This window comes from Hylemonella sp. GW821-FHT10B10, from assembly GCF_059415585.1.
Window position 1 is genome coordinate 749,054 of the sequence record NZ_JBWKNN010000001.1, and the last position, 25,419, is coordinate 774,472.

Genomic DNA, 25,419 nt, shown 5'->3' on the forward strand with positions numbered 1-25,419 from the left:
CATGGTGCGCCAGGAACTTCTGCCGGCCCGACCCGCCCCGCAGCAGCCCGGCGGGTTGTTGGCCTGGTTGCGCCGTGAATGCTTCGGCAGTGCGACGAGTTCCCTGCTCACCCTGGGCCTGTTGGCCGGCCTGTGGGTGATCCTGCCGCCCCTCGCGGATTGGGCTCTGTGGCAGGCGGTCTGGTGGCCCCGGGAGGAGGCCTGCCAGGCCGTGAGCGGTACCGGGGCCTGCTGGGGCATGCTGGTCGAGAAGTACCGCTTCATCCTTCTGGGGCGCTACCCCGTGGAAGAGCAGTGGCGTCCCCTGCTGGCCACGATGCTCCTGCTGGCCCTGGTGGTGGGCAGCGCCTTGCCCCGGTGCTGGTCACGCTGGCTGGTGCCGGTCTGGCTGCTGGCGTGGGGACTGGTGCTGGTTCTGATGGGCGGGGGCGTCCTGGGCCTGACCCCTGTGCCCACCGAGCGCTGGGGTGGTTTGCCGCTCACGCTGATCCTGTCCATCCTGTCCATCGTGCTGGCCTGCCCGCTGGCCGTGGCGCTGGCCCTGGGCCGGCGTTCCCGCATGCCGGCCGTCCGCGTGCTCTGCGGCTGGTACGTGGAGCTGGTGCGCGGTGTGCCGCTGATTTCCGTGCTGTTCATGGCCAGTTTCCTCTTCCCGCTGTTCCTGCCCGTCGGCACGGCCCCGGATGTGCTGTTGCGTGTGCTGCTGGGCATCACCCTGTTTGCGGCGGCCTACCTGGCCGAGACCGTGCGGGCCGGCCTGCAGTCCGTGCCGCAGGGCCAGGTGGAAGCGGCCTACAGCGTGGGGCTGAGCTGGTGGCAGACGCAGCGCCAGGTGGTGTTGCCCCAGGCGCTGGCGGCCGTGGTGCCGGGGCTGATGAACAGCTTCATCTCCATCTTCAAGGACAGCTCGCTGATCACCATCGTCAGCCTGTATGAACTCACCGGTTCCCTGGGACTGGCCCTCAACGGCGACCCGGTGTGGCGCCCGTACATGATGGAGGGCTATCTTTTCATCACGGCCATCTACTTTGTCGTCTGCGCCGCCATGTCCCGTTACAGCCTGTGGGTGGAACAGCAGCAGGCGTTGAGCCACGCACGTTGAAGAAATCCGCAAGATGACCCCATCCTCCGAACCCATCATCCGTTTCGAGCAGCTGAACAAGTGGTTCGGCCCGGACTTCCATGTGCTGCGCGACATCGATCTGGACATCGCGCGCGGCGAGCGCATCGTGGTGTGCGGCCCTTCGGGTTCCGGCAAGTCCACGCTGATCCGCTGCATCAATGCGCTGGAGCCGTTCCAGGAGGGGCGGCTGACCGTGGCCGGTGTGCCGCTGCAGGTGGAAGAGCGACTGGATGAACAGGCGGTGCGCCGGGTACGCCGCCGTGTGGGCATGGTGTTCCAGCAGTTCAACCTGTTCCCTCATCTCACGGTGCTCGACAACCTGACCCTGGCACCCCGGCAGGTGGGCAAGCTCGCGCGCGCAGAAGCCGAAGCCCTGGCCCTGGCGCAGCTGGAGCGCATGCACATTGCCGAACAGGCGCACAAGTTTCCCCTGCAGCTGTCGGGCGGGCAGCAACAGCGCGTGGCCATCGCGCGCGCGCTGTGCCTGTCGCCGCAGATCCTGCTGTTCGACGAGCCCACCTCGGCGCTGGACCCGGAGATGGTGCAGGAGGTGCTGGACGTCATGATCGAGCTGGCGACGCAGGGCATCACCATGCTGTGCGTGACCCACGAGATGGAGTTCGCCCGCGAGGTCGCGGACCGGGTGGTGTTCATGGACGCCGGGCAGGTGATCGAGCAGGCCGCACCCGATGCCTTCTTCGATGCGCCGCGAAGCGAGCGGGCCCTGCAGTTCCTGGCCAAGCTACGGCGCGGTGCCGCGCGCGGATAACCGCGCCCTCCCGGGTCCGGCGCTGTCAGCGCCCGCGCAGGAACAGCGCGTCCAGATCTTTGAGCGTGACTTGCCGCCAGGTCGGGCGGCCGTGGTTGCACTGGTCGGAGCGCTCGGTCTGCTCCATGTCGCGCAGCAGGGCGTTCATCTCTTCCAGCGTGAGCTTGCGGTTGGCGCGCACGGCGCCGTGGCAGGCCATGGTGGCCAGCAGCTCGTTGCGGGCCCGTTCGATCACAGTGCTGCCTTCCTGCTGTCCCAGTTCGGCCAGCACGCTGCGCGCCAGTTCCACGGCATCGCCCTGCGCCAGCGTGGAGGGCACAGCGCGCACGGCCAGCGTCCTCGGTGAAAAGGGCGAGATCTCCAGGCCCAGGGTCAGCAGCGTGGCAGCATGGGCCTCGGCCGTGGCCACTTCCTGCGGCGTGGCAGGGAAGGTGGCGGGGATCAGCAGGGGCTGGCTGCTGATGGCCTGCACGTCGAGCTGGTTCTTCAGGCGTTCGTAGACGATGCGTTCGTGTGCAGCGTGCATGTCCACCACGATGAGCCCCTGGGCGTTTTCCGCCAGGATGTAGACGCCCTGCAACTGGGCCAGGGCACGGCCCAGGGGCCAGGCCTCGGCGGAAGGCGATGTCACCGAGGCTGGTGCTGTCTCGCGCACCGGCCAGGGTGCGAGGGTCGAGGCCGACGCGCTGGCCGTTGTCGGCTGCCACAAGGCGCCCAAGTCACGCACCTCGTGGCCGCGCGTCGAGGTGTCCGATGCTGCAAAATTGATAGCTGGCTGCGCCCAGGGTGCGGGCGCGATGGGTCGCGCGATCTCGGCCAGGCTGGCCGGCACAGCCGAGCCGCCCAAGACCGCGGCTTCGGCACGTGGCACGGCCAGGGCATTTTCCACGGCGTGGCGCAGGGCCTGGTGCACCTCGCGGCTGTCGCGGAAGCGCACTTCGATCTTGGTCGGATGCACGTTGACGTCCACACGCGCCGGGTCGATCTCCACGTAGAGCGCGTAGACCGGCTGCCGGTGGCCGTGCAGCACGTCCTCGTAGGCGCTGCGCGCGGCGTGGGTGAGCACCTTGTCGCGCACATAACGACCGTTGACGTAGCAGAACTGGTGGTCGGCGCGCGAGCGTGCGGCATCGGGGATGCCGGCGCGGCCCCAGACACGTACGCCGTGCATGCTGCCGGGCACCTGGGCCGTGCCAAAGTCCACGGCCACCGACTCGGTGATGAAGTCTGCACCCAGCACGTCGGCCAGGCGCTGGTTCTGGGCGTCCTCGCCGCTGCACAGGCGCCACTGTTCGACCAGCTTGCCCTCATGCCAGATGGCAAAACCCACGTCGGGCCTGGCCAGGGCATGGCGGCGCACGGACTCGATGCAGTGGGCCAGTTCGGTGGCGTCGGTCTTGAGAAACTTGCGGCGCGCCGGGGTGCTGAAGAACAGCTCCTTGACCTCGACCGTGGTGCCGGTGCTGCGCGCCACGGGACGGATCTCGCCGGTGCGCCCGTCCAGCAGGAAGGCGCTGGACTGTTCGGCCACGCGCGAGAGGATCGCGCAGTCAGCTATTGAATTGATAGCGGCCAGCGCCTCACCCCGGAAACCCATGGTGCCCACGGACTCCAGATCGTGCAGGCTGGCGATCTTGCTGGTGGCGTGGCGCTTCAGCGCAATCGGCAGTTCTTCGCGCGGGATGCCGACGCCGTTGTCTTCCACCGAAATCAGGCGCACGCCGCCGGCCAGCAGGCGTACGGTGATCTGGCTGGCGCCGGCGTCCAGCGCGTTGTCCACCAGCTCGCGCACCACCGAGGCGGGGCGCTCCACCACCTCGCCGGCAGCGATCTGGCTGATCAGCTCATCCGGCAGTTCACGGATGGGGCGGCGCGGGACTGGGTTGAGGGCGGCGTTCACCAGGGCATTTTAGGCCGCGTCGCCGGTGGGCCGGCGGCCGCAGGGATAATCGGCTCCATGGAACTCATCGCCTTTGCCATCGACTTCATTCTGCATGTGGACAAGTACCTGGAGGCCTTTGTGCAGGGCTACGGGGCCTGGGTCTATGCGCTGCTTTTCCTCATCATCTTCGTCGAAACCGGCGTCGTGGTCATGCCCTTCCTGCCGGGCGATTCGCTGCTATTTGTGGTGGGGGCCATGTGCGGCGTGGGGCTGATGAGCTACCCCCTGTCGGTGGGCCTGCTGTTTGCCGCGGCGGTGCTGGGCAACCAGAGCAATTACACGATCGGTCGCTACTTCGGCCCCAAGGTCTTCCAGTGGGAGAACTCACGCTTCTTCAACAAGCGGGCTTTCGATCAGGCCCATGCCTTCTACGAGAAATACGGCGGCATCACCATCGTGGCGGCGCGTTTCATGCCTTTTCTGCGCACCTTCGCGCCTTTTGTGGCCGGCGTGGCCGAGATGACACGGGCCAAGTTCCTGTTCTACGACCTGTTGGGCGGTGCGCTGTGGGTGGGCGGCATCATTACCGCGGGTTATTTCTTCGGCAACATCCCCTTTGTGAAATTGCATCTGGACAAGATCATCTGGGCCATGATCTTGGTTCCCGGCCTGTTCGTGATCTTTGGTGCCTGGAAGACCCACCGCAAGTCGCGCGGCGCCTGAGCCTTTGCGGGGTGGATGAATCACCAGCTTGCCGGGGGTGGGCGGCTGCGTGCATGATGGGGGCCGGGAGTGTTCAGGCCGGTTGCCATGGCACCGGTCTCCTGCCAGCAGGAAGGTGCAGACATGCCACGCAAGAAAGCCGACGCAAGCAGCAACAGCCGCCACGAGACGCCCAGCATGAAGGCGGTGCCTGAGGCTGAGGAGGTGCTGGTGGGGCTGGTGCTCAAGCGCCCCGGCGGCTACTACTGGAGCCTGACGGACGGCGGGCGCGAATTCGGCCCCTACGACAGCTTCGAGGAAGCCCAGGCCGACATGGAGGCAGCGGCCGACCTGGAAGCGCCTGAGCCCGGCGAGAGCCTGCAGGAGGCCGAGAGCGAGCTGGGCATTTCTGACTGGATCGACCCCGAGACCGGCGAACCCGCCGAAGGGATGTCACCCCCGCACCTGGACAACGACTAGAGCCTCAGTCGCCCCAACTGGTGAACAACCCCCAGGGCGAGTGGGTCAGCGCCACCGAGACAATGAAGACATAACAGGCCAGGGCTCCGATGTAGCACAGGGCCTTGGCCTCCCGCTTGCGTGCGTATTTGAGCGCCAGCATCCCCAGCACGATGTAGAGCAGCAGCACGGCCAGTTTGACCTGCAGCCAGTGCGTGAGCAGGGGGTTCAGGCGCAGCTCCCACAACAGACGCAGGGCTGCGGCGAGCAGGCCGGTGTCGATGATGGCACTGACCCGTACCAGCACCGGATGCAGGGGCCAGCGCTGGCGGGCCAGCACGGCCGCGCCGCGCACGGCGAACAGGGCGCCGCTGGTGAAGGCCAGACCCATGTGCAGATGGCGCAGGGCAGGGTAGTGGACGATCCAATCCATACGCGGGTGCGGTTCCGGGTTCTAGACGCTGCGGTTGCGCGCCAGCGGCGGGTTCTTGGCGAAATAGCCCTCGATGCCGCGCATCAGCGCATCGGCCAGCTGCTCCTGGTAGCGGTCGCTGTTGAGCTTGGATTCTTCCTCCGGGTTGCTGATGAAGGCGGCTTCCACCAGCACGCTGGGAATGTCGGGCGCCTTGAGCACGGCAAAACCGGCCTGCTCCACACGCGGTTTGTGCAGCTTGCCCACGCGGCCGATCTCGCTGAGCAGGGTGCCGCCGAGCTGCAGACTGTCCTTGATCTGGGCACTGGTGCTCATGTCCAGCATGGCGCGTTGTACCTGGGCGTCCTTGGTCTGCACGTTGATGCCGCCGATCTGGTCGGCCTTGTTTTCCTTGGCTGCCATCCAGCGCGCTGCGCTGCTCGACGCACCACCGTGGCTCAGTGCGAACACACTGGCGCCTTGCGGGCGCGGCGTGTAGAAGGCGTCGGCATGGATGCTCACGAAGAGATCGGCCTGCACCTGGCGCGCCTTCTGCACGCGCACGTGCAGGGGCACGAAGAAGTCCCCGTCACGGGTGAGGTAGGCCCGCAGGGTGTGGCCATTGATGCTGCTGGCGTTGATGCGGTCGCGCAGGCGGCGTGCCAGGCGCAGTACCACGTCCTTCTCGCGCGTGCCGTTGCGGCCGATGGCGCCCGGGTCCTCGCCGCCATGGCCGGGATCGAGCGCGATGATGATGAGGCGGTCGGTCTGGTTGCCGCCGCTGCGCGCGGGCAGGGCGGGTGTCGGTGGTTTGTCGGCGTGGCGTGCGATCAGGTCGCCCAGCGGGTCGACTTCGGGACGAGCCGCCGCCGCGGATGGGGCTGGGGCGGCCTGCGGTCCCAGGTGCCTGGCAATCAGCTGGGCCAGCGGGTCGGGCGGCTGCGTGGGATAGAGGTCAAAGACCAGGCGGTGCTGGTAAGGCTCGATCGGCTTGAGCGTAAAGACCTGGGGCTTGATGGCCTGCTTGAGGTCGATCACCAAGCGCACCACACCCGGCGCATATTGGCCCACGCGGATGCCGGCGATGTTGGGGTCTTCGGGCAGCACCTTGGCCACCAGCTCGCGCAAGGCGGGGTTGAGCTCGATGCCTTCGATGTCCACGGCCAGGCGCGGCGGCTGGCCTATGAAGGTCTGCTTGGCCTTGAGCGCGGTGTCGGATTCGAGTGTGACACGCGAGTAGTCCTCGGCCGGCCAGACGCGCACGGCAACGATGGCCGCGCCGCGCGCGATATGGGCGCGGCCCAGCAGCAGCACCAGGGTGCCGGTCTGCAGCAGATCGCGCCGGTTCATCTTCATGCGTGGGCCTCCCGCAGGCCTTGCAGCAGCGCAGTTCCTGTAGGCGTATGGGCCGTGAGGAGGGCCAGGCGCGACTCATCGGCCTGCACCTGCAGTTCAATCGCCAGGTCTGCCACCGGCAGCAGGCCGACAGCCTTTTCGGGCCATTCGGCCAGTTTCAGGCCGCGGCTGGCAAACAGGTCGCGTAAGCCCGCGTCTTCCCACTCACGCGGGTCGCTGAAGCGGTAGAAATCAAAGTGCCAGATGTTGAGGCCCGCCACCTCGTGCGGTTCGACCACGGCATAGGTGGGGCTCTTGATGCGGCCGGCCACGCCCAGGGCCCGCAACAGGTGGCGCACCAGGGTGGTCTTGCCGGCGCCCAGGTTGCCGTGCAGTTCGACAAAGGCGTTGCGGAGGGACGGCTGCGCCGCCAGCACGGCGGCCAGGGCCTGTGTGGCGGATTCGTCAGACAGGACGCGGGTTTCTACAATGGCTTCGTGACGTTCAGCAGCAGTCAATTCATTTCCCAGATACGGGCCTGGGCCCGTGAACTTGGATTTTCCCAAATCGGCGTGAGCGGTGTCGATTTGTCGTCCGCGGAAGAGGGTTTGCGTGACTGGTTGTCGCGTGGTTTCCACGGTGAGATGGCCTATATGGCCGCGCATGGCCTCAAACGCGCCCGCCCGGCCGAACTGGTGCCAGGCACGGTGAGCGTGATCACCGCGCGCATGGACTACCTGGGCGCGAGTATGCCCGAGGCCTGGCAGGCCATCGAGTTCGAGCGCTTGCAACGCCCCACGGAGGGCATCGTCTCGCTTTACGCCCGGGGTCGCGACTATCACAAGGTGCTGCGCGCGCGCCTGCAGCAGCTGGCCGAGCGCATGGCCGCCGAGGCAGGGCCCTTCGGGCACCGCGTCTTCACCGATTCGGCCCCGGTGCTGGAGGCCGAGCTGGCCGCACGCAGTGGTCAGGGCTGGCGCGGCAAGCACACCCTGGTGCTCAACCGCGAGGCCGGCTCCATGTTCTTCCTGGGCGAAATCTACGTGGACATCGCCCTGCCGGCCAGCGAGCCCACCAGCAACCATTGCGGCAGTTGCGAGGCCTGCATCACGGTCTGCCCCACCCAGGCCATCCTGGGCCCGGGCCGGCTCGATGCGCGTCGCTGCATCTCCTATCTGACCATCGAGCACGCAGGGCCTATTCCCCTGGAGTTGCGCCCGCTCATGGGCAACCGCATCTACGGCTGCGACGACTGCCAGCTGATCTGCCCCTGGAACAAGTACGCGCAGCGCAGCCCTTTGCCGGATTTCGCGCCACGCCCCGGCATGAGCGGGGCCAGCCTGCTGGAGTTGCTGGCCTGGAGCGAGGAAGAATTTCTGCGCCGCACCGAAGGCAGTCCGATCCGGCGCATAGGGCACGAACGCTGGCAACGCAACATCGTGGTGGCCCTGGGAAATGCCTTGCGCGTGGCGCGTGACCCTGCGATAGTCGGGGCACTGCAGCGGCAGCTGGAGCAGGGGAGTGTGCTGGTGCGAGAGCACGCGGCCTGGGCCCTGGCCCAGCAGCCCGGACCACAGCCCATCGCCTGAGTGACGGAGTCGGAACATGACCATGCAATACACCTACGTCTCGCCCCACTTGCCGGAAAACAAGATGCGCATGTACCCGACGAAGGTGATCAACATCATCGGCGGGCCAGGCTGCGAAAAGTCGCTGTTCACTGCCGCCATCATCCTGTACCTGCACCTGCACCACAAGACGGTGGAACTGATACCGGACTACGCCAAATCGCTGGTGTGGCAAAAAGACTACGAGGCACTGCGCAACCAGTACAAGATCGCCCAGCAGCAGTTCCATATGCTGGAGCTGCTCGACGGACAGGTGCAGTTCCTGGTGGGCGAGTCCTCCCTGCCGCAGATCCTTTACTACAACGAGTTCTTTCCCGACAACATCTGCGACGTGGGCAAGACCCGCAAGCAGATCCTGGACTGGTACAAGCAGCACAACAACGTCAACATCATGGTGGAGCGTGGTGACCGCAAGTACATCCGCACCGGGCGCTTCCAGGACGAGGAGCAGGCCAAGGAGGTGGACCGCGGCATGCGTGCCTTGCTGCGCCGCGAGGGCATTCCTTTCACCCCGCTCAAGCCCGAGGTCCAGGCCATCCACGAATTCGCGGCTACGCTGCTGAAAGACTGATCGCTGTCCGGCTGCCTAGCGCAGCACGCCCAGCGCGAAGGACAGGCTCACCACGCCCAGCAGGGTGGACAGGGTGACCAGGCCTGCCACATAAGCCCCGTCATAGCCCATGCGCGCGGCCAGCACATAGCAGCTGGAGGCCGTGGGCAGGGCCGAGAAGGCCAGCAGGATGGTGGTTTGTACCGGTGACAGGCCGAAGGCCAGCGACAGCCCCAGCGCCGCCAGAGGCAGCATCAGGTGCTTGATGGTCAACACGCTGGCTGCCAGGGTCTTGGCCTGGCCCAGGCTCGCAAAACGCAGACCGGCGCCAGCAGCCATGAGACCCAGGGCGATGGAGGCCGCACCGATGCGGTTGAGCGTGGGGTCGGCCCAGGCTGGCACCTTGAAGCCCAGCACATTGGCGACGAGCCCGGAGGCGGTGGCGATGATCAGCGGGTTGCGCAGCAGTTCGCGCCCCACGCTGCGCTTGGCGTGGCGCGCCATGGGCCAGACCGCCGCCACGTTGAACAGCGGCACGCAGAAACCGATCAGCACAGCGATCAGCAGCAGGCCCTGGGTACCTGCGAGGCGTTCGGCCAGGGCCAGGCCGATGAAGGAATTGAAGCGGAAGGCCACCTGCGTGCTGGCCGCATGCAGTCGTGCGTCGATGTGGCGGCCGATGAAGGGCAGAAAGGGCAGGGCGTAGGCCAGGGCGATGCCGATCAGTCCCATGCTCAACGCCGCACCGATCAGGCTGGAGGCGCCGCCCAGGTCCAGCGGGCTGCGCACGATGCTGTGGAAGAGCAGCACCGGAAAGAGGAAGTAGTAGACCAGGATCTCGACCTGGTCCCACACCGGACGGCTCAAGGCCGTGTAACGGCAGACCAGATAACCGCACAGGATCAGGGAGAAGTCGGGGAAAAGCAGCTGGGCGTAGTTCACAAGGGCAAGAATACCAGCGAAGCCCGTTCCGGTGGCGTTGGCAGAGGGTGTTACGTACGTGGATACCCGACTAAGAGCCGGCAGCCGGCGGCCCTAGAATCAGTCATCCTTCATCCGTTCAGGAGACCTTCACCATGCAGCGACGCGTTCTCTTCGCCCTCAGCCTGCTGGCTGCCGCCAGCACCGCCTTTGCCCAGGGCTATCCCAACAAGCCCATCAAGCTGCAGGTGCCCTTCGCGCCCGGCGGCACCACCGACATCATCGCGCGTGTGATTGCCGAACCCCTGGGCAAAGCCCTGGGCCAGCCCGTGGTGGTGGAGAACAAGGCCGGCGGCGGCGGCGTCGTGGGCGCGACCGAAACCGTCAAGGCTGCGCCGGACGGGTATTCGCTGGGCATGGCCACCGTGTCGACCACGGCCGCCAACCCGGCCATCAACCCCAAGAACCCCTACAACCCGATCACGGACTTCACGCCCATCATCAACATTGCGGCCACGCCCAATGTGATCGCGGTGCACCCCAGTTTCCCTGCCAAGGACTACAAGGGCTTCATCGCCGAGCTCAAGAAGTCTCCCGGCAAGCATTCCTACGCTACTTCGGGCACGGGCGGCATCGGCCACCTGCAGACCGAGCTCTACAAGAGCCAGACCCACACCTTCATCACCCACATCCCCTACCGAGGGGCCGGCCCGGCGCTCAACGACACGGTGGCAGGCCAAGTGCCCATCATCTTTGACAACCTGCCTTCGGCCCTGCCTTTCATCCAGGCCGGCCGCCTGGTGCCCATCGTGATCGCTGCGCCGCAGCGCCTGGCCCAGTTGCCCAACGTGCCCACCTTCAAGGAAGTGGGGCTGGAGCCGGTGAACCGCATGGCCTACTACGGCATCCTGGCCCCCAAGGGCCTGCCCAAGGACATCGTGGACAAGATCAACGCCGGCGTGCGCCAGGCCCTGCAGGACCCGGCCGTGCGCAAGCGCATCGAGGACACAGGCTCGCTGGTGATCGGCAATACACCGGCCGAGTTCGCGGCCCAGATCAAGGCCGAGTACGAGGTCTACAAGAAGGTGGTCGACTCCGCCGGCCTCAAGCTCGACTGATCCGGGACCGGGCATGGACGACGCATCCATCGATGCCTTCGTCGATGCCCTGTGGCTGGAGGAGGGCCTGTCGCGCAACACGCTGGCAGCCTACCGTCGTGATCTGACGCTCTACGCCCGTTGGCTCACCGCCCGCGGGCGTACGCTTCTGGAGAGCACGGAACCCGATATCAACGGGTATTTCTCGGCCCGGCACAGTGAAACGAAAACCACCACGGCCAGCCGGCGCCTGACGGTCTTCAAGCGCTACTTCCGCTGGGCGCTGCGCGAGCGCCATATCTCCGCCGATCCGACGCTGAAGTTGCAGGCGCCCAAGCAGATGGCGCGTGCCATCAAGACGCTGACCGAGGCCCAGGTCGAAGCCCTGCTGGCCGCGCCCGGTGAAGACACACCCCTGGCCGTGCGCGATCGCACCATGATCGAGCTGATGTACGCCAGCGGCCTGCGCGTGAGCGAGCTGGTAGGCCTGAAGACCCACAACGTGAGCCTGTCCGAACACGTGCTGCGGGTCTTCGGCAAGGGCAACAAGGAGCGCCTGGTGCCTTTCGGCGAGGAGGCCTCGAACTGGCTGCAACGCTACCTGCAGGACGCGCGCCCGGCCTTGCTGGGCGGGAAGCAGACCGACGACCTCTTCGTGACCCTGCGCGGAACGCGGGCTGGTGAGGCCATGTCGCGGGTGATGTTCTGGATGATCGTGAAAAAGCATGCGCTGGCTGCCGGCATCACGGCGCCCTTGTCCCCTCATACCCTGCGCCATGCCTTTGCCACTCACCTGCTGAACCACGGCGCCGACCTGCGCGCGGTGCAGATGCTGCTGGGCCACGCGGACATCTCGACCACCACGATCTATACCCATGTGGCGCGCGAGCGCCTCAAGTCCCTGCACGCACAGCACCACCCGCGCGGCTAAGATCGGGTGATGATCACCGTCCACCACCTCGAAACCTCGCGCTCGCAGCGCATCCTCTGGCTGCTCGAAGAACTTGGCCTGCCCTACGACCTCAAGGTCTACGCGCGTGACCCGCGCAGCCGCCTGGCCCCGCCCGAGCTCCGCAAGATTCATCCCCTGGGCAAGTCGCCCGTGATCACCGACGGCGGGGAGACCATTGCCGAATCCGGCGCCATCATCGAATACCTGGCTGAACGCTACGGCGGCCAGGCCAGCGGTGAGCTGGCACAGCTGGTCCCGCAGCCGGGCACGCCCGCGCACCGCCAGTGCCGCTTCTGGATGCATTACGCCGAAGGTTCTCTGATGAACTGGCTGGTGATGAAGCTGGTCTTCATCAGCATTCCGCAGCAGCCCATGCCCTTTTTCGTGAAACCCATTGCGCGCCAGCTCTGCGCCAAGGTCATCGAAAAGCTGATCGAGCCCAATGTGGTGGATGCCCTGGCCTACATGGAGCAGCACCTGAAGCAGAACACCTGGTTTGCCGGGGAAGCGCTGAGCATCGCGGATTTTCAGATGAGCTTCGCCGTGGAGGCCGCGCTCACGCGTGGCACGGACACCACGCCCTATCCCCATGTTCGGGCCTACCGCGAACGCATGAATGCGCGCCCGGCCTACCTGCGTGGGCTGCAGCGTGGCGGCCCGGTGATCGCGAAGTTCTAATCCGGCACTTCAGGCGTTGGCCGGGTCCAGGTTCTCGGCCCAGCTCAGGGCCTGCAGGTGGGCCCAGTTGACCTGGTGGTTGGAGAGGTGCAGGTTGGTGGCAGCGCGGGCGAAGGCTGCCTCGTCGGCCGATTCGCAGGCCAGGGTCAATTCCAGGAAAGGCGCGAACATGCCCTTGCGATGCAACAGCGCGTCGGTCACATGGGCCGAGAGCGAGATTGACTCCAGCGCCTGCTCCATGGGCAGGCCCAGCATGGTGTCCAGCAGCGAGAACACACCCACCACAAAGGCGTCGTCGCTCTCCTCGGGCGGTAGCAGTTCGGCCGAGAGCAGTTCCATGAGGCGGCCGCGCACCACGGCCATATTGCCCACGGCCGGCGAGGTGCCACCCACGCGCGAGGTGGTCATCAGCAGCGCGGCCCAGCGGAACAGCTTCTGCATGCCCAGGATCATCACCGCGTGGCGGAAGGAGGTGATCTCGCAGCTCAGGCCGAAGCCGGCCGAGTTGATGAAACGCAGCAGGTTGAACGAGAGGGTGGGGTCGCGCTTGAGCAGCGCCTCGATTTCGCCCACCTCGGCCTGGCGCCGCACCAGGTTGATCAACTGGATGATGTTGGCCTGTGCCGGGCGCAGGGTCTGGCCCCTGACCAGCACCGGCGTGGCAAACCAGTAACCCTGGAAGAGCTTGATGCCGTGCTGGGCCGCAAGTTCGTGCTGCGCGGCGGTCTCCACCTTCTCGGCGATCAGCTTGGCCGTGCTGTGCTTCTGCGCAAACTTCACCAGCGGCTCGATCAGCTCGGGCTTGAGCTGCGACATGTCGAGCTTGATGTAGCTGGCCAGCGGCAGCCAGGCGGCATAGGGGCGCGTCAGCATGACCTGGCTGAAAGCCAGGCGGAAACCCTTGCGGCGCACCTCCATCAGCACGGGCAGGCGGGCCTCGATCTCGGCGGGACTGTGGCCTTCGAGCGGCGGGATCTCCAGCACGACGCGCTCGGGATGGATCAGCTCCAGATGCCGGCCGACCAGGCTTTCGTGCGTGCAGTTGATGAACATGGTCTTGCGGCCCATGAGCGACTGGTGCTCGGCATGGGACAGCACGTTGAACAGCAGTTCGGCATCGCTGGCCGCCGTGTGCGCGTTGGCTGTCAGCGAACGGTCGTAGAGCTCGTAGCCGATGACGTTGCGGCCCTCGTCCAGGATGGCCTGGCGTGCGATGGCGGTCTGGTCGCCGGTGGCCGGCGTGGCGGGGGCTTCGGAAGGCGTGGTCATGGGGGTCTGCGGGGGTTCTCCGGCATTCTAGGGGGATAATTTCGCCACCATGGAACTGCGTGCGCGCTGCCTCGAACTGCTGGCCCTGGCCGACCCCGTGGCCAAGGCCGCCGGCGTGGCCGCGCTGGACCGCTTGGGCACCATCGATTGCGCCCGCGTTTTCGCTGAGCCGCCCAGTGTTCCGGGCCGCAGCGAGCGCCCGCAACTCCTGCCCCACACCCAGATCAAGACCGGCTCGCTTGCCACCCCGCGCGGCCATGCCGCCCTGGTGCACAGCATCGTGCACATCGAACGCAACGCCATCGACCTGGCGCTGGACATCTGCTGGCGCTTCGCCGGCCTGCCCGAGGCCTTCTACCGCGACTGGCTGCAGGTGGCATACGAAGAGGCCTACCATTTCACGCTCTTGCGTGAGCACTTGCTGACGCTGGGCTTCGATTACGGCGACTTCCCCGCGCACGATGGCCTGTGGGCCATGGCGGAGCGCACGCGGGGCGACCTTCTGGCCCGCGTGGCCCTGGTGCCGCGCACGCTGGAAGCCCGGGGTCTCGATGCTTCACCGGCGGTGAAGACCAAGCTGGTTTCCATTGGCGATCACCGGGCGGGAGAGATTCTGGACATCATCTTGCGGGATGAGATCGGGCATGTTGCTACGGGCAACCGGTGGTATGCGTGGGCTTGTGCGCAGCGGGGATTGGAGCCTGTGGCTACCTATGCCGAGTTGGTGGTGAAGTACGAGGCGCCTAAGTTGAAGAAGCCGTTCAATTTGGATGCGCGGCGGGCCGCGGGTTTTTCTGACGCCGAATTGTTCGCCCTTCAATCTGAGTGAACCTCTCTGATTGATGTTCTGCTGGTCGTGGCAAGCCGGGGCGAGACCCCACTTGCCAGGAAGACCAACCCTACACAAGAGCAAAAAGCCAAGGCTCTTTACAATCGAGCCTATCCCCAAAAGAGACAAGAACATGGCCCTGTACGAACTCGACGGCAAATCCCCCAAGCTGGGCAAAAACACCTACGTCGCCGACAGCGCCCAGGTCATGGGCCAGGTCACCCTGGAAGACAACGTCAGCGTCTGGTTTGGCACCGTCATCCGCGGCGACAGCGAACACATCCACATCGGCCGCAACTCCAATATCCAGGACGCCAGCGTGTTGCATGCCGACCCGGGTGTGCCGCTGGTTCTGGGCGAGAACGTTTCGGTGGGCCACCAGGTCATGCTGCACGGTTGCACCGTGGGCGACGGTTCGCTGATCGGCATCGGGGCCATCGTGCTCAATCACGCGAAGATCGGCAAGAACTGCCTGGTGGGTGCCGGCGCGCTGGTGACCGAGGGCAAGGAGTTTCCGGATGGCTCGATGATCCTGGGCAGCCCGGCCAAGGCCGTCAAGCAGCTCAGCCCTGAGCAGATCGCCGGCCTGCAGCGCATTGCCCAGCACTACGTCGACAACGCCGAGCGTTTCCGCAAGGGCTTGAAGAAAATCGGCTGAGCCCTATGTGCTGGTATGTCTGAACTCCACAAATTTCTTTTCGAAGGCCTGCCCGTGCGCGGCATGGTCGTGCGACTGACCGACGCCTGGACCGAGATCCTGAAGCGCCGCGCGCAGAGCAACACCGGCGCCTATGCGCCACCGGTGCAAGCCCTCCTGGGTGAGATGGTCGCGGCCGGCGCGTTGATGCAATCCAACATCAAGTTCCATGGTGCGCTGATCCTGCAGATCTATGGCGACGGGCCGGTCAAGCTGGCCGTGGCCGAGGTGCAGTCCGACCTCAGCCTGCGTGCCACCGCGACCGTGCAGGGCCCGGTGCCCGATGACGCCGGCCTGACCGCCATGCTCAATGTGCAGGGTCTGGGCCGCTGTGCCGTCACGCTGGACCCCAAGGACCGCCTGCCGGGCCAGCAGCCCTACCAGGGTGTGGTTCCGCTGACGGATGCCAAGGACCAGCCCCTGCAGAACCTGGCGCAGGCGCTGCAGCTTTACATGCGTCAGAGTGAGCAGCTGGAGACCACGCTGGTGCTGGCGGCTGACGACAAGGTGGCGGCCGGCCTGCTGATCCAGCGCCTGCCCATCGAGGGCATGGGCAATCTGGCGGGGCAGAACCCGGCCGAGGCCGAACTGTTCGAAGCCGAGCAATACGAGCACTACAACCGCATCGCTACGCTGGCGTCCAGCCTCAAGCGCGAGGAGCTGCTGACGCTGGACGTGGAGACAATTCTGCGCCGCCTGTTCTGGGAAGAGAAACTGCAGCGTTTCATGCCGCATGCCGGCGAGACGGCGCCGCGTTTTGCCTGCACCTGCAGCCGCGAGCGCGTGGGCCGCATGATCCAGGGGCTGGGCGAGACCGAGGCCAAGGAGATCGTCGCCGAGCGCGGCGCCATCATGGTCGGCTGCGAGTTCTGCGGCGCCAACTACCGCTTCGACGCCATCGACGCGGCGCAGCTCTTCACGACGGCGGGCGCCCAGCCGCCTTCGAGTCCATCAATTCAGTAAAAATCCTGAATTCACATTCGGGGTCGGCGCAGCGTTCGCAGGGTCCGGTCCAGCGGGGCAGTGGACCGTCCTGAGGGGTGATCAGGCGCAGCGCGGCGCGCAGGCGTTGCGGGCCCCGGCCGTAGACCACGCCGTAGTCCAGGCCGGACGCCGCCAACTGCGCGCGCAGGCGCGCATCTTCTTCATGCTGAGCTGGGCCGCTGCCCGGCAGGTCCAGGCCCATGAGCAGCACGCGCCCATAGACGCCGGGTTGCCAGGATTCGGGGGGCGGTGCATCGCTGACCTGCAACGCGGGCAGGTGCTGGCCCAATGCCTGGGCCAGCTGGGTCTTGCCGGTAGCGCGTGCGCCGACGACGGCGAGCTTCATGCCGGGCTTATTTGGTAACCTGGACGTAGATCTCGTTGGGCTTGACCATGCCCAGTTCCAGCCGCGCCTTTTCCTCGACCATGGCCAGGCCTTCCTTGAGGTCCTGCACCTCGGCGGCCAGCCGGTCGTTGACCAGCTGGGCCTGGGCGTTCTTCTGCTTTTGTGCTTCGAGTTCGGTCGCCAAGCTGGCGACCTTGGGCACGCTGCCCCGACCGAACCACAGCTGCGCGTGCAACACCACGAGCAGGGTGAGGAGGATGGCCGGGACGAAGCGTGTGCCCATGCGGCCGATCAGCGCAGGTTATAAAAAGCCGAGCGACCGGGGTAGACGGCGACTTCGCCCAGGTCTTCCTCGATGCGCAGCAACTGGTTGTACTTGGCCATGCGGTCCGAGCGGCTCAGCGAGCCGGTCTTGATCTGGCCGGCGTTGGTGCCGACGGCGATGTCGGCGATGGTGCTGTCTTCGGTCTCGCCCGAGCGGTGGCTGATGACGGCGGTGTAACCCGCGCGCTTGGCCATCTCGATGGCGGCGAAAGTCTCGGTCAGCGTGCCGATCTGGTTGATCTTGATCAGGATGGAATTGGCAATGTTCTTGTCGATGCCTTCCTTCAGGATCTTGGTGTTGGTGACGAAGAGGTCGTCGCCGACGATCTGCACCTTCTTGCCCAGGCGATCGGTCAGGATCTTCCAGCCGTCCCAGTCGCCTTCGGCCATGCCGTCTTCGATGCTGATGATGGGGTACTTGTCGCACCAGCTGGCCAGCATGTCGGTCCACTCGGTGGCGGACAGCACCAGGCCTTCGCCTTCGAGGTGGTACTTGCCGTCTTTGTAGAACTCGCTGGCGGCGCAGTCCAGGCCCAGGGCGATCTGTTCGCCGGCGGTGTAGCCGGCCTTGTCAATGGCTTCCAGGATGAGCTGGATGGCGGCTTCGTGGTTGGCGACGCTGGGGGCGAAACCACCTTCGTCACCGACGGAGGTGGGCATGCCCTTGTCGTGCAGGATCTTCTTGAGCGCGTGGAAAACCTCTGCGCCGTAACGCAGGGCTTCGCGGAAGCTGGGCGCGCCGATCGGCAGCAGCATGAACTCCTGCAGGTCCAGGTTGTTGTTGGCGTGTGCGCCGCCGTTGATGACGTTCATCATGGGCACAGGCATCTGCACGGCACTCATGCCGCCGAAGTAGCGGTACAGGGGCAAGCCGGCTTCTTCGGCCGCGGCGCGGGCCACGGCCATGGAGACGGCCAGCATGGCGTTGGCGCCCAGGCGGCTCTTGTTCTCGGTGCCGTCCAGGTCAATCAGGGTCTTGTCCAGGAAGGCCTGTTCGGAGGCGTCCAGGCCCAGCACGGCTTCGCTGATCTCGGTGTTGATGTGCTCGACGGCTTTCAGCACGCCCTTGCCCAGGTAACGGGCCTTGTCGCCGTCGCGCAGCTCGATGGCTTCGCGCGAGCCGGTGGAGGCACCCGAGGGGACGGCTGCGCGGCCCATGGTGCCGGACTCCAGCAGGACGTCGCACTCGACGGTGGGGTTGCCTCGGCTGTCCAGAACTTCGCGGCCGACGATATCAACAATAGCGCTCATGCTTACCTTTCGATTTGGAAATTGCAGTTTTGGTGTTCAGGCGATGGGGGCGGCCACGCCCTCCACCAGGATCATGTTGAAGAATTGCGTGGCACCGGCGCGTTTGGCGCGGGCCCGGGTGTACATCTCGCCGTCATAGAAAGCCTTGGCCTGCTCGAAGCTGGGAAAGCGCAGCATGGCCACGCGGGCCGGCTGCCACTGGCCTTCCATGACCTCGAAACGGCCTCCGCGCACCAGGTATTCGCCGCCGGCAGCCTTGACTGCGGCGGGAGCCTCGGCCATGTACTGCTTGTACTGCTCCATGTCGGTGATCTGCATGTCGACAATGATGTAGGCAGCGGTCATGGTGGCTTGGTGCTATTTAGGTCGGTTTCAGTTGAAACTGTTTTCGAGGAAGCCGCTCTTCTTGCTCACCTGGTCTAGCGCGACCAGTGTTTCCAGCAGGGCTTTCATGTGCTTGAGCGGCACGGCGTTGGGGCCATCGGACCAGGCCTGATCGGGGTTGGGGTGGGTCTCCATGAAGAAGCCCGCCACGCCCACGGCTGCGCCAGCGCGAGCCAGCACGGGCACCATCTCGCGTGCGCCGCCGCTTGCCTGCCCCAAGCCGCCGGGTTTTTGCACGGAGTGGGTCACGTCAAAAACCACAGGTGCGCCTGACTTGCGCATCTCGGCCAGGCTGGTCATGTCGGCCACGAGGTTGTTGTAGCCAAAGCTGACGCCCCGTTCGCAGGCCAGGAAGCGATCCGGGTCCAGGCCCGCTTCAGCGGCAGCCCCACGGGCCTTGTCGATCACGTTCTTCATGTCCCAGGGCGCGAGAAACTGGCCCTTCTTGATATTCACAGGCTTGCCCGACCTGGCCACGGCGTGGATGAAGTCGGTCTGACGGCACAGGAAAGCCGGGGTCTGCAGCACGTCGACCACGCTGGCGACCTCGGCCACCTGCGACTCGTCGTGCACGTCGGTGAGGACGGGCAGGCCGGTTTGACGGCGCACTTCGTCCAGGATCTTCAGGCCGGCCTCCAAGCCCACGCCGCGCTTGGTTGCGCCCGAAGAACGGTTGGCCTTGTCGAACGAGCCCTTGTAGATCAGAGGGATGCCCAGGGACGTGCAGGCTTCCTTGAGCTGGCCTGCCACGTCGATGGACATCTGCAGCCCTTCGATGGAACAGGTGCCCGCAATCAGGAAGAAGCGCTGGTCGAGACCGACGTCGAAGCCGCAGAGTTTCATGGTCTTTGCTCCGGCCTCAGGCCACAACCTTCAGGCTCTTTTTGCCGGCGCCCTGGTGCTCGAGCGCGGCCTTGACGAAGGCGTTGAACAGGGGGTGCCCGTCCCAGGGGGTGGACTTGAACTCGGGATGGAACTGCACACCGACGAACCAGGGGTGGACGTTTTGCGGCAGCTCGACGATTTCGGTGAGCTGTTCGCGCTGTGTCAGCGCCGAGATCACCAGGCCGGACTTGCGCAGCGTGTCCAGGTAGTTGACGTTGGCTTCGTAGCGATGGCGGTGGCGCTCGGTGACCACGTCGCCGTAGATCTTGTTGGCCAGGGTGCCCTTGGTGACGTCGGAGCTTTGCGCGCCCAGGCGCATGGTGCCGCCGAGGTCGGAGTTGGCATCACGCGTCTTGATGCTGCCGTCGGCGTCCTTCCACTCGGTGATCAGCGCAATCACGGGGTGCTGGCAATGCGGTTCGAACTCGGTGCTGTTGGCGTCCTTGAGGCCGGCCACATGGCGTGCGAATTCAATGGTGGCCACCTGCATGCCCAGGCAGATGCCCAGGTAGGGCACCTTGTGCTCGCGGGCATAACGCGCGGTGCTGATCTTGCCTTCGATGCCGCGCTTGCCGAAGCCGCCGGGCACCAGGATGGCGTCGTACTTGGCCAGGCGCGCGAGGGTCTCATCGGTGATGGTTTCCGAATCCACGTGCTCTATCTTCACGCGCACATGGTTCTTCATGCCGGCGTGGCGCAGGGCCTCGTTGACCGACTTGTAGCTGTCGGACAGGTCCACGTACTTGCCCACCATCGCGATGGTGACTTCACCTTGTGGGTGTTCGGTCTCGTAGACCAGCGAGTCCCAGCGCTTGAGATTGGCCGGCGGGGTGTTCAGGCGCAGCTTGTCGCAGATCAGGCCGTCCAGGCCCTGCTCGTGCAGCACGCGCGGTACCTTGTAGATGGTGTCCACGTCGGGCATGGAGATCACGCCCCACTGCGCCACATTGGTGAAGAGCGAAATCTTCTCGCGCTCGTCATCGGGGATGGAGCGGTCGGCACGGCACAGCAGAGCGTCGGGCTGGATACCGATTTCGCGCAGCTTCTGCACGGTGTGCTGGGTGGGTTTGGTCTTGAGTTCGCCGGCGGCGGCGATCCAGGGCACGTAGGTCAGGTGCACAAAGGCCGCATTGTTCGGTCCCAGGCGCAGGCTCAGCTGGCGCACGGCTTCCAGGAAGGGCAGGGACTCGATGTCGCCCACGGTGCCGCCGATCTCGACGATGGCCACATCCACCGCCTCAGGGGTGTCGTAACCGGCGCCGCGCTTGACGTATTCCTGGATTTCGTTGGTGACGTGCGGGATGACCTGCACGGTCTTGCCCAGGTAGTCGCCGCGACGCTCCTTCTCGAGCACGCTCTTGTAGATCTGGCCGGTGGTGAAGTTGTTGGTCTTCTTCATCCGCGTTTCGATGAAACGCTCGTAGTGGCCCAGGTCCAGGTCGGTCTCGGCACCGTCATCGGTCACGAAGACCTCGCCGTGCTGGAAGGGCGACATCGTTCCCGGATCGACGTTCAGATAGGGATCGAGCTTGATGAGGGTGACTTTGAGGCCCCGCGATTCCAGGATCGCGGCAAGAGACGCTGAGGCGATTCCCTTGCCCAGGGAGGACACCACACCGCCGGTGACGAAGACGAATTTGGTCATGTCAGGTTCGGACGCGGGTCCGAGGAGGTGGTAAAGCGAGATTATAGGCGTCGGGGCGTGACAGCCCTGCCGTAGGGCTGAAAGTTCCTGCCAAACTGTTACATTGCGGGCCATGAACGACTTGGCTGGAAAACACATCGTCCTGGGCCTGACCGGGGGCATTGCCTGCTACAAGGCGGCCGAGCTCTGCCGCGCCCTGATCAAGGAGGGCGCCACCGTCCAGGTGGTGATGACCGAGTCCGCCGCCCAGTTCATCACGCCGGTGACCATGCAGGCCCTTTCGAACCGGCCGGTTTACCACTCGCAGTGGGACCCGCGTGAGACCAACAATATGGCGCACATCAACCTGAGCCGCGAGGCCGACGCCATCCTGATCGCCCCGGCCAGCGCCGATTTCATGGCCAAGCTGTTGCACGGCCGCGCCGACGACCTGCTGAGCCTGATGTGCCTGGCCCGTCCCATCGAGACGGTGCCCCTGCTGGTGGCCCCGGCCATGAACCGTGAGATGTGGGCCAACCCCGCGACGCAACGCAACGTGGCCCAGCTGCAGGCGGATGGTGCCCATGTGTTTGCGGTGGGCAGCGGTGACCAGGCCTGTGGCGAGACTGGCGACGGCCGCATGCTGGAACCTTTGGAATTGCTGGAGGAGGTGATTACCTTCTTCCAGCCCAAGTCCCTGCGCGGCCAGCGTGTGCTGGTGACGGCCGGCCCGACCTATGAGGCCATCGACCCGGTGCGCGGCATCACCAACCGCTCCAGCGGCAAGATGGGTTTCGCCATCGCGCGCGCAGCGCGCGAGGCCGGTGCCGAGGTGACCCTCGTGGCGGGGCCGGTGCACCTGCCCACGCCGCGTGGTGTGCGCCGCGTGGATGTGCGCTCGGCGCGCGAGATGCAGCAGGCGGTCGAGGCAGAGGCCCAGATTGCTACCATTTTTGTAGCTACCGCGGCTGTGGCGGATTGGCGTCCGGCCAGTTCGGCTGAGCAGAAGATCAAGAAGGATGGCTCCGGTGCGGTGCCTGCACTCACCTTCATCGAGAACCCCGACATCCTGGCCGCCGTGGCCCAGGGTACGCGCGCGAAGAGCGGCAAGCTCTATTGCGTGGGCTTCGCCGCCGAGAGCCATGACCTGCTGGCCCATGCCCAGGCCAAGCGCGAGCGCAAGGGGGTGCCCCTGCTGGTGGGCAATATCGGCCCGGCCACCTTCGGCCAGGATGACAACGTGCTGCTGCTGGTGGATGACAAGGGTGTGACCGAGCTGCCGCGTGCGGACAAGCTCACGCTGGCGCGCCAGCTCGTGGCCGAGATAGCAGGCCGCTTGCCGGTGCTGCTTTGAATCTTTCTTCCTCTTCATCTATGCACATTGACGTCAAGATTCTGGATCCGCGCATGGCGGATCAATTGCCCGCCTACGCAACACCCGGCAGTGCCGGCCTGGACCTGCGAGCCTGTCTCAGCGAGGCCGTGACCCTGCAGCCCAATGCCTGGCAGCTGATTCCCACGGGTATCGCCATCCACCTCGCCGATCCCGGTTATGCGGCCTTGATCCTGCCGCGTTCGGGCTTGGGCCACAAGCACGGTATCGTGCTGGGCAATCTGGTGGGCCTGATCGACAGCGATTACCAGGGCCAGCTGATGGTGAGCGCCTGGAATCGCAGCCCCACGGCCTTCACCATCGAACCGATGGAGCGCATTGCGCAGCTGGTGGTGGTGCCTGTGGTGCAGGCGCAGTTCAATGTGGTGAGCGAATTCCCGGCCGCCACCGAGCGCGGCGCCGGTGGCTACGGTTCCACAGGCAAGACTTGATCCCCCTGTTGGGGCTCACTGCGTGTAGCCCCCTCTCCCCCTGAGGGGGACAACCCCAGCGGCCTGGCAAAGCCAGTTCCGCGGGGTTCCCCGCTTTCAGGCATTGGCGGGGCGACGGTGTCGTTCAATGGAGGCTGTCGCTGCCTGGCGGCATGGTGTCGATGGGCTGGATGCGGAAGAAGCCGGTGCCGGCTGTGCCGCGGCCGATCTCCTCTTCGGTGGCTTCGCGCACGCTTTCTACCTTGAGCGTCAGGCGCAGGGCAATGCCGGCCAGCGGGTGGTTGCCGTCGAGCACCACGTGCTCTGGATAGAGCTCGGTCACGGTGTAGAGCACGTCCTTGGGTGCGTCCGGGTTGCAGCCCGCCGGCAGGGCCGAGCCCTCGATGGTCATGCCCTCTTCGAGTTCAGCCGGAAAAAGCGTGCGCGATTCCAGGAAGACGAGCTCTTCCTTGTAGTCGCCGAAAGCCTCTTCGGGTTCCAGTTGCAGGGCCACGGTGGCGCCTATGCGGTGGCCTTGCAGGGCATCTTCGATTTTCTTGAACAGGTCCCGCCCGCCGATCAGGAACTCCACCGGCTCGTCGAGCACGTCGAGTTCTTCGTTCAAAGTGTCCTTGAGCGTCCAGGTCAGGGCGACCACGCATTGCTGATTGATATCCATGGGGCAGAATTGTCGCAGTTAATGAATGGACCTGAAATTGCCATGGATGTGAAAAAGCCCTTGCCCCTGCTGGGTGGCCTGAGCCCCGAAGTCTTCATGAAGCGTCACTGGCACAAGAAGCCCTTGCTGGTGCGCCAGGCCATACCCGGCTTTGCACCGCTGCTGGCGCGCAGCGAGCTGTTCGAGCTGGCCGGGCGGGAGGAGGTGGAGTCGCGCCTGGTCATGCTGCAGCACGCGCGTGGCAAGGAGGCCTGGAGCCTGCAGCGAGGGCCCTTCGCGCGCCGTGCCCTGCCGGCGCTCAAGACGCCCGAGTGGACCCTTCTGGTGCAGGGGGTGGATCTGCACAGTGATGCCATTCACGAGTTGATGAACCGTTTCCGTTTCATCCCCGATGCGCGACTGGACGATCTGATGATCAGCTACGCCAGCGAGGGCGGGGGCGTGGGGCCGCATTTCGACAACTACGACGTCTTCCTGCTGCAGGCCCATGGCCAGCGGCGCTGGCGTATCGGTCGCCAGCAGGACCTGAGCCTCAAGCCCAATATGCCGGTCAAGATCCTGGCGAATTTCCAGCCCGAACAGGAGTTCGTGCTGGAGCCAGGTGACATGCTTTACCTGCCGCCCCACTATGCGCATGACGGGGTGGCCGTGGGGAACGACTGCATGACCTATTCCATCGGCTTCCGTTCGCCCAAGGCAGGTGAACTGGCCCAGGACCTGCTGCAGCGCCTGGCCGAGGATGCCTCCGAGGCGGGAGGGGAGGCGTTCTATCGTGATCCCAAGCAGCCTGCCGTACCCACACCTGCCGCCATGCCGGCCGACATGACGCGTTTTGCCCGCCAGGCCCTGCAGCAGGTGCTGAAGGATCCCTTGGCCCTGGCGCGTGCCCTGGGTGAGACCCTGAGCGAACCCAAGGCGCATGTCTGGTTCGAGTCGGGGGCCCTGCCCAGAGGGCGCTGGGGTGTGACGCTGGACCGGCGCACGCGCATGCTCTACGACGACCACCACGTATTCATCAACGGGGAGAGCTACCGCGCCGCAGGGCGCGACGCCTTGCTGATGCAAGGCCTGGCCGACCAGCGCGGCCTGAGTGCGGCCGAGGTGGCCCGCGCCAGCAAGGCGGCACGAGAACTGCTGCAGTCCTGGTGCGAGGACGGGTGGGCCCATGCCTGCTGAAGAGCCCACGACCGGCTTACTGCCGCAGGGACGGCTGCAGGGGCGCAGCGTGTTCACGCAGGCCGTGCGCGATGTGCTGCAAGCCGCTGCCCGCGAAGGCTGGAACGAACTGATCCTGTGTGACGCCAATTACGCCGACTGGCCCCTGGGCGAGCGGGCCGTGGTCGAATCGTTGCAGGCCTGGTCACGCGGCGGGCGCCGTTTTGTCATGCTGGGCATGGATTACGCGGGGGTGATGCGCCAGCATGCGCGCTTTGTGAAATGGCGCCAGACCTGGGACCACATCATCGAGTGCCGCGTCTGTCGCTCTGGCGATGCCCTGGCTTTCCCGAGCGCGCTCTGGACGCCGGCCTGGGTGATGCAGCGCATCGACCCCGAACGCGACGTGCTGCTGTGTGACAGCGCCGCGACCCGGCGCGTCGAGTTGCGTCAACTGCTCGACGAATGGCGGCGCGACAGCACACCGGGTTTCCCGGCCTCGGTGCTTGGACTCTAAACGGGGCTCCAGGCATGCCCGGACTGTTTGGTGGGGCCTTTCGGGCATGCCCTAAGGGTTAGCCCTATTTATTTCGCAATGTGGCATCAAATCCGCCATATAATTTTTCGCCAAGCAAGCTTTGTGTAAGCGAGCCTGCTTGGTCAGTGCGGTTCACCGTGCTG

Annotated in this window: 29 protein-coding genes; 16 read left to right on the forward strand and 13 right to left on the reverse strand. The window is 65.6% G+C overall.

The annotated features are described in order from the left end of the window. Position 1 precedes the first annotated feature (1 nt). Positions 2–1,102, forward strand: coding sequence for an amino acid ABC transporter permease (locus AC07NT_RS03670; protein WP_498597784.1), 1,101 nt, complete (start codon positions 2–4; stop codon positions 1,100–1,102). Positions 1,103–1,115: 13 nt separating this feature from the next. Next, the gene (locus AC07NT_RS03675) at positions 1,116–1,892 is read left to right on the forward strand and encodes an amino acid ABC transporter ATP-binding protein (protein ID WP_498597783.1); all 777 of its coding nucleotides are present in this window, start codon (positions 1,116–1,118) and stop codon (positions 1,890–1,892) included. 25 nt (positions 1,893–1,917) lie between these two features. Here the strand turns inward: AC07NT_RS03675 and mutL are convergent, their stop codons facing one another. Further along, complete coding sequence (gene mutL, locus AC07NT_RS03680; protein ID WP_498597782.1) at positions 1,918–3,792, reverse strand: DNA mismatch repair endonuclease MutL; 1,875 nt, start codon at positions 3,790–3,792, stop codon at positions 1,918–1,920. A 57-nt stretch (positions 3,793–3,849) separates the two neighbouring features. Between mutL and AC07NT_RS03685 the strand changes: the two genes are divergently transcribed. Then, entirely contained in the window at positions 3,850–4,497 is a 648-nt protein-coding gene (locus AC07NT_RS03685; RefSeq protein ID WP_498597781.1) for a VTT domain-containing protein, read from the forward strand. A gap of 123 nt (positions 4,498–4,620) precedes the next feature. Beyond that, on the forward strand, positions 4,621–4,956 hold the full coding sequence (locus tag AC07NT_RS03690) for a hypothetical protein (RefSeq protein WP_498597780.1): 336 nt from the start codon (positions 4,621–4,623) through the stop codon (positions 4,954–4,956). Positions 4,957–4,960: 4 nt separating this feature from the next. On the opposite strand, the gene AC07NT_RS03695 is transcribed toward AC07NT_RS03690, so the two are convergent. The 3 genes from AC07NT_RS03695 to tsaE are packed head-to-tail and all read right to left on the reverse strand — an operon-like array spanning position 4,961 to position 7,200. Next, positions 4,961–5,368, reverse strand: coding sequence for a SirB2 family protein (locus AC07NT_RS03695; RefSeq protein WP_498597779.1), 408 nt, complete (start codon positions 5,366–5,368; stop codon positions 4,961–4,963). Between the two features lie 21 nt (positions 5,369–5,389). Continuing rightward, positions 5,390–6,703, reverse strand: a complete 1,314-nt coding sequence (locus AC07NT_RS03700; protein ID WP_498597778.1) for an N-acetylmuramoyl-L-alanine amidase — start codon at positions 6,701–6,703, stop codon at positions 5,390–5,392. Continuing rightward, positions 6,700–7,200, reverse strand: coding sequence for a tRNA (adenosine(37)-N6)-threonylcarbamoyltransferase complex ATPase subunit type 1 TsaE (tsaE, locus tag AC07NT_RS03705; RefSeq protein WP_498597777.1), 501 nt, complete (start codon positions 7,198–7,200; stop codon positions 6,700–6,702). The genes AC07NT_RS03700 and tsaE overlap by 4 nt, the downstream gene beginning before the upstream one ends. Before the next feature lie 12 nt (positions 7,201–7,212). Here tsaE and queG point away from each other — a divergent pair, with 12 nt between their 5' ends. Then, on the forward strand, positions 7,213–8,271 hold the full coding sequence (gene queG / locus AC07NT_RS03710) for a tRNA epoxyqueuosine(34) reductase QueG (RefSeq protein ID WP_498598505.1): 1,059 nt from the start codon (positions 7,213–7,215) through the stop codon (positions 8,269–8,271). Positions 8,272–8,287: 16 nt separating this feature from the next. Further along, on the forward strand, positions 8,288–8,881 hold the full coding sequence (locus AC07NT_RS03715; protein ID WP_498597776.1) for a hypothetical protein: 594 nt from the start codon (positions 8,288–8,290) through the stop codon (positions 8,879–8,881). 15 nt (positions 8,882–8,896) lie between these two features. Here AC07NT_RS03715 and AC07NT_RS03720 read toward each other — a convergent pair whose 3' ends face one another. Beyond that, the gene (locus AC07NT_RS03720) at positions 8,897–9,802 is read right to left on the reverse strand and encodes an AEC family transporter (RefSeq protein WP_498597775.1); all 906 of its coding nucleotides are present in this window, start codon (positions 9,800–9,802) and stop codon (positions 8,897–8,899) included. Between the two features lie 134 nt (positions 9,803–9,936). On the opposite strand from AC07NT_RS03720, the gene AC07NT_RS03725 reads away from it, so the two are divergent. Genes AC07NT_RS03725 through AC07NT_RS03735 form a run of 3 tightly spaced genes read left to right on the forward strand, consistent with a single transcriptional unit; the run spans position 9,937 to position 12,508 of the window. Then, positions 9,937–10,899 (forward strand): tripartite tricarboxylate transporter substrate binding protein BugE, encoded by a 963-nt coding sequence (locus tag AC07NT_RS03725; RefSeq protein WP_498597774.1) that lies wholly within the window; start codon positions 9,937–9,939, stop codon positions 10,897–10,899. Positions 10,900–10,912: 13 nt separating this feature from the next. Next, a complete protein-coding gene (gene xerD, locus AC07NT_RS03730) occupies positions 10,913–11,809 on the forward strand; it encodes a site-specific tyrosine recombinase XerD (RefSeq protein WP_498597773.1) in 897 nt (298 codons plus the stop codon). Between the two features lie 9 nt (positions 11,810–11,818). Further along, on the forward strand, positions 11,819–12,508 hold the full coding sequence (locus tag AC07NT_RS03735; protein WP_498597772.1) for a glutathione S-transferase family protein: 690 nt from the start codon (positions 11,819–11,821) through the stop codon (positions 12,506–12,508). Between the two features lie 9 nt (positions 12,509–12,517). Here AC07NT_RS03735 and AC07NT_RS03740 read toward each other — a convergent pair whose 3' ends face one another. Continuing rightward, a complete protein-coding gene (locus AC07NT_RS03740; RefSeq protein ID WP_498597771.1) occupies positions 12,518–13,777 on the reverse strand; it encodes an EAL and HDOD domain-containing protein in 1,260 nt (419 codons plus the stop codon). 49 nt (positions 13,778–13,826) lie between these two features. On the opposite strand from AC07NT_RS03740, the gene AC07NT_RS03745 reads away from it, so the two are divergent. The 3 genes from AC07NT_RS03745 to hslO all read left to right on the forward strand — a co-directional run bounded on the left by AC07NT_RS03745 (position 13,827) and on the right by hslO (position 16,266). Beyond that, on the forward strand, positions 13,827–14,606 hold the full coding sequence (locus tag AC07NT_RS03745) for a ferritin-like domain-containing protein (RefSeq protein WP_498597770.1): 780 nt from the start codon (positions 13,827–13,829) through the stop codon (positions 14,604–14,606). Positions 14,607–14,739: 133 nt separating this feature from the next. After that, a complete protein-coding gene (locus AC07NT_RS03750) occupies positions 14,740–15,264 on the forward strand; it encodes a gamma carbonic anhydrase family protein (protein WP_498597769.1) in 525 nt (174 codons plus the stop codon). 15 nt (positions 15,265–15,279) lie between these two features. Beyond that, positions 15,280–16,266, forward strand: coding sequence for an Hsp33 family molecular chaperone HslO (gene hslO, locus AC07NT_RS03755; RefSeq protein ID WP_498597768.1), 987 nt, complete (start codon positions 15,280–15,282; stop codon positions 16,264–16,266). Here hslO and AC07NT_RS03760 read toward each other — a convergent pair. The 6 genes from AC07NT_RS03760 to pyrG are packed head-to-tail and all read right to left on the reverse strand — an operon-like array spanning position 16,220 to position 21,122. Next, positions 16,220–16,633, reverse strand: coding sequence for a hypothetical protein (locus tag AC07NT_RS03760; RefSeq protein WP_498597767.1), 414 nt, complete (start codon positions 16,631–16,633; stop codon positions 16,220–16,222). The genes hslO and AC07NT_RS03760 overlap by 47 nt on opposite strands. 7 nt (positions 16,634–16,640) lie before the next feature. Continuing rightward, positions 16,641–16,916 carry a septum formation initiator family protein gene (locus AC07NT_RS03765; protein WP_498597766.1) on the reverse strand — a complete coding sequence of 92 codons (276 nt, stop codon included), beginning with the start codon at positions 16,914–16,916 and terminating at the stop codon, positions 16,641–16,643. 8 nt (positions 16,917–16,924) lie between these two features. Beyond that, entirely contained in the window at positions 16,925–18,208 is a 1,284-nt protein-coding gene (eno, locus tag AC07NT_RS03770; RefSeq protein WP_498597765.1) for a phosphopyruvate hydratase, read from the reverse strand. A 36-nt stretch (positions 18,209–18,244) separates the two neighbouring features. Next, positions 18,245–18,553 carry a DUF1330 domain-containing protein gene (locus tag AC07NT_RS03775; RefSeq protein ID WP_498597764.1) on the reverse strand — a complete coding sequence of 103 codons (309 nt, stop codon included), beginning with the start codon at positions 18,551–18,553 and terminating at the stop codon, positions 18,245–18,247. 27 nt (positions 18,554–18,580) lie between these two features. Then, positions 18,581–19,435: a 3-deoxy-8-phosphooctulonate synthase gene (kdsA, locus tag AC07NT_RS03780; RefSeq protein ID WP_498597763.1), complete on the reverse strand. Its 855-nt coding sequence runs from the start codon at positions 19,433–19,435 to the stop codon at positions 18,581–18,583. A gap of 16 nt (positions 19,436–19,451) precedes the next feature. Next, positions 19,452–21,122: a CTP synthase gene (gene pyrG, locus AC07NT_RS03785; protein ID WP_498597762.1), complete on the reverse strand. Its 1,671-nt coding sequence runs from the start codon at positions 21,120–21,122 to the stop codon at positions 19,452–19,454. A gap of 112 nt (positions 21,123–21,234) precedes the next feature. Between pyrG and coaBC the strand changes: the two genes are divergently transcribed. Beyond that, entirely contained in the window at positions 21,235–22,455 is a 1,221-nt protein-coding gene (gene coaBC, locus AC07NT_RS03790) for a bifunctional phosphopantothenoylcysteine decarboxylase/phosphopantothenate--cysteine ligase CoaBC (protein WP_498597761.1), read from the forward strand. Between the two features lie 20 nt (positions 22,456–22,475). Continuing rightward, a complete protein-coding gene (dut, locus tag AC07NT_RS03795; RefSeq protein WP_498597760.1) occupies positions 22,476–22,925 on the forward strand; it encodes a dUTP diphosphatase in 450 nt (149 codons plus the stop codon). A 124-nt stretch (positions 22,926–23,049) separates the two neighbouring features. Here the strand turns inward: dut and AC07NT_RS03800 are convergent, their stop codons facing one another. After that, positions 23,050–23,583, reverse strand: a complete 534-nt coding sequence (locus AC07NT_RS03800; protein ID WP_498597759.1) for an FKBP-type peptidyl-prolyl cis-trans isomerase — start codon at positions 23,581–23,583, stop codon at positions 23,050–23,052. Positions 23,584–23,625: 42 nt separating this feature from the next. Here AC07NT_RS03800 and AC07NT_RS03805 point away from each other — a divergent pair, with 42 nt between their 5' ends. Then, complete coding sequence (locus AC07NT_RS03805; protein WP_498597758.1) at positions 23,626–24,759, forward strand: JmjC domain-containing protein; 1,134 nt, start codon at positions 23,626–23,628, stop codon at positions 24,757–24,759. After that, positions 24,749–25,255, forward strand: coding sequence for a hypothetical protein (locus AC07NT_RS03810; RefSeq protein WP_498597757.1), 507 nt, complete (start codon positions 24,749–24,751; stop codon positions 25,253–25,255). The genes AC07NT_RS03805 and AC07NT_RS03810 overlap by 11 nt, the downstream gene beginning before the upstream one ends. Positions 25,256–25,419: the final 164 nt, after the last annotated feature.

Bases quoted from the DNA above. Each gene is read 5' to 3' on its own strand.
- AC07NT_RS03670 (WP_498597784.1), top strand. From the start codon at position 2: ATGGTGCGCCAGGAACTTCTGCCGGCCCGACCCGCCCCGCAGCAGCCC.
- AC07NT_RS03675 (WP_498597783.1), top strand. From the start codon at position 1,116: ATGACCCCATCCTCCGAACCCATCATCCGTTTCGAGCAGCTGAACAAG.
- AC07NT_RS03685 (WP_498597781.1), top strand. From the start codon at position 3,850: ATGGAACTCATCGCCTTTGCCATCGACTTCATTCTGCATGTGGACAAG.
- AC07NT_RS03690 (WP_498597780.1), top strand. From the start codon at position 4,621: ATGCCACGCAAGAAAGCCGACGCAAGCAGCAACAGCCGCCACGAGACG.
- AC07NT_RS03695 (WP_498597779.1), bottom strand. From the start codon at position 5,368: ATGGATTGGATCGTCCACTACCCTGCCCTGCGCCATCTGCACATGGGT.
- AC07NT_RS03700 (WP_498597778.1), bottom strand. From the start codon at position 6,703: ATGAAGATGAACCGGCGCGATCTGCTGCAGACCGGCACCCTGGTGCTG.
- AC07NT_RS03715 (WP_498597776.1), top strand. From the start codon at position 8,288: ATGACCATGCAATACACCTACGTCTCGCCCCACTTGCCGGAAAACAAG.
- AC07NT_RS03725 (WP_498597774.1), top strand. From the start codon at position 9,937: ATGCAGCGACGCGTTCTCTTCGCCCTCAGCCTGCTGGCTGCCGCCAGC.
- xerD (WP_498597773.1), top strand. From the start codon at position 10,913: ATGGACGACGCATCCATCGATGCCTTCGTCGATGCCCTGTGGCTGGAG.
- AC07NT_RS03735 (WP_498597772.1), top strand. From the start codon at position 11,819: ATGATCACCGTCCACCACCTCGAAACCTCGCGCTCGCAGCGCATCCTC.
- AC07NT_RS03740 (WP_498597771.1), bottom strand. From the start codon at position 13,777: ATGACCACGCCTTCCGAAGCCCCCGCCACGCCGGCCACCGGCGACCAG.
- AC07NT_RS03745 (WP_498597770.1), top strand. From the start codon at position 13,827: ATGGAACTGCGTGCGCGCTGCCTCGAACTGCTGGCCCTGGCCGACCCC.
- AC07NT_RS03750 (WP_498597769.1), top strand. From the start codon at position 14,740: ATGGCCCTGTACGAACTCGACGGCAAATCCCCCAAGCTGGGCAAAAAC.
- hslO (WP_498597768.1), top strand. From the start codon at position 15,280: ATGTCTGAACTCCACAAATTTCTTTTCGAAGGCCTGCCCGTGCGCGGC.
- AC07NT_RS03760 (WP_498597767.1), bottom strand. From the start codon at position 16,633: ATGAAGCTCGCCGTCGTCGGCGCACGCGCTACCGGCAAGACCCAGCTG.
- AC07NT_RS03765 (WP_498597766.1), bottom strand. From the start codon at position 16,916: ATGGGCACACGCTTCGTCCCGGCCATCCTCCTCACCCTGCTCGTGGTG.
- eno (WP_498597765.1), bottom strand. From the start codon at position 18,208: ATGAGCGCTATTGTTGATATCGTCGGCCGCGAAGTTCTGGACAGCCGA.
- AC07NT_RS03775 (WP_498597764.1), bottom strand. From the start codon at position 18,553: ATGACCGCTGCCTACATCATTGTCGACATGCAGATCACCGACATGGAG.
- kdsA (WP_498597763.1), bottom strand. From the start codon at position 19,435: ATGAAACTCTGCGGCTTCGACGTCGGTCTCGACCAGCGCTTCTTCCTG.
- pyrG (WP_498597762.1), bottom strand. From the start codon at position 21,122: ATGACCAAATTCGTCTTCGTCACCGGCGGTGTGGTGTCCTCCCTGGGC.
- coaBC (WP_498597761.1), top strand. From the start codon at position 21,235: ATGAACGACTTGGCTGGAAAACACATCGTCCTGGGCCTGACCGGGGGC.
- dut (WP_498597760.1), top strand. From the start codon at position 22,476: ATGCACATTGACGTCAAGATTCTGGATCCGCGCATGGCGGATCAATTG.
- AC07NT_RS03800 (WP_498597759.1), bottom strand. From the start codon at position 23,583: ATGGATATCAATCAGCAATGCGTGGTCGCCCTGACCTGGACGCTCAAG.
- AC07NT_RS03805 (WP_498597758.1), top strand. From the start codon at position 23,626: ATGGATGTGAAAAAGCCCTTGCCCCTGCTGGGTGGCCTGAGCCCCGAA.
- AC07NT_RS03810 (WP_498597757.1), top strand. From the start codon at position 24,749: ATGCCTGCTGAAGAGCCCACGACCGGCTTACTGCCGCAGGGACGGCTG.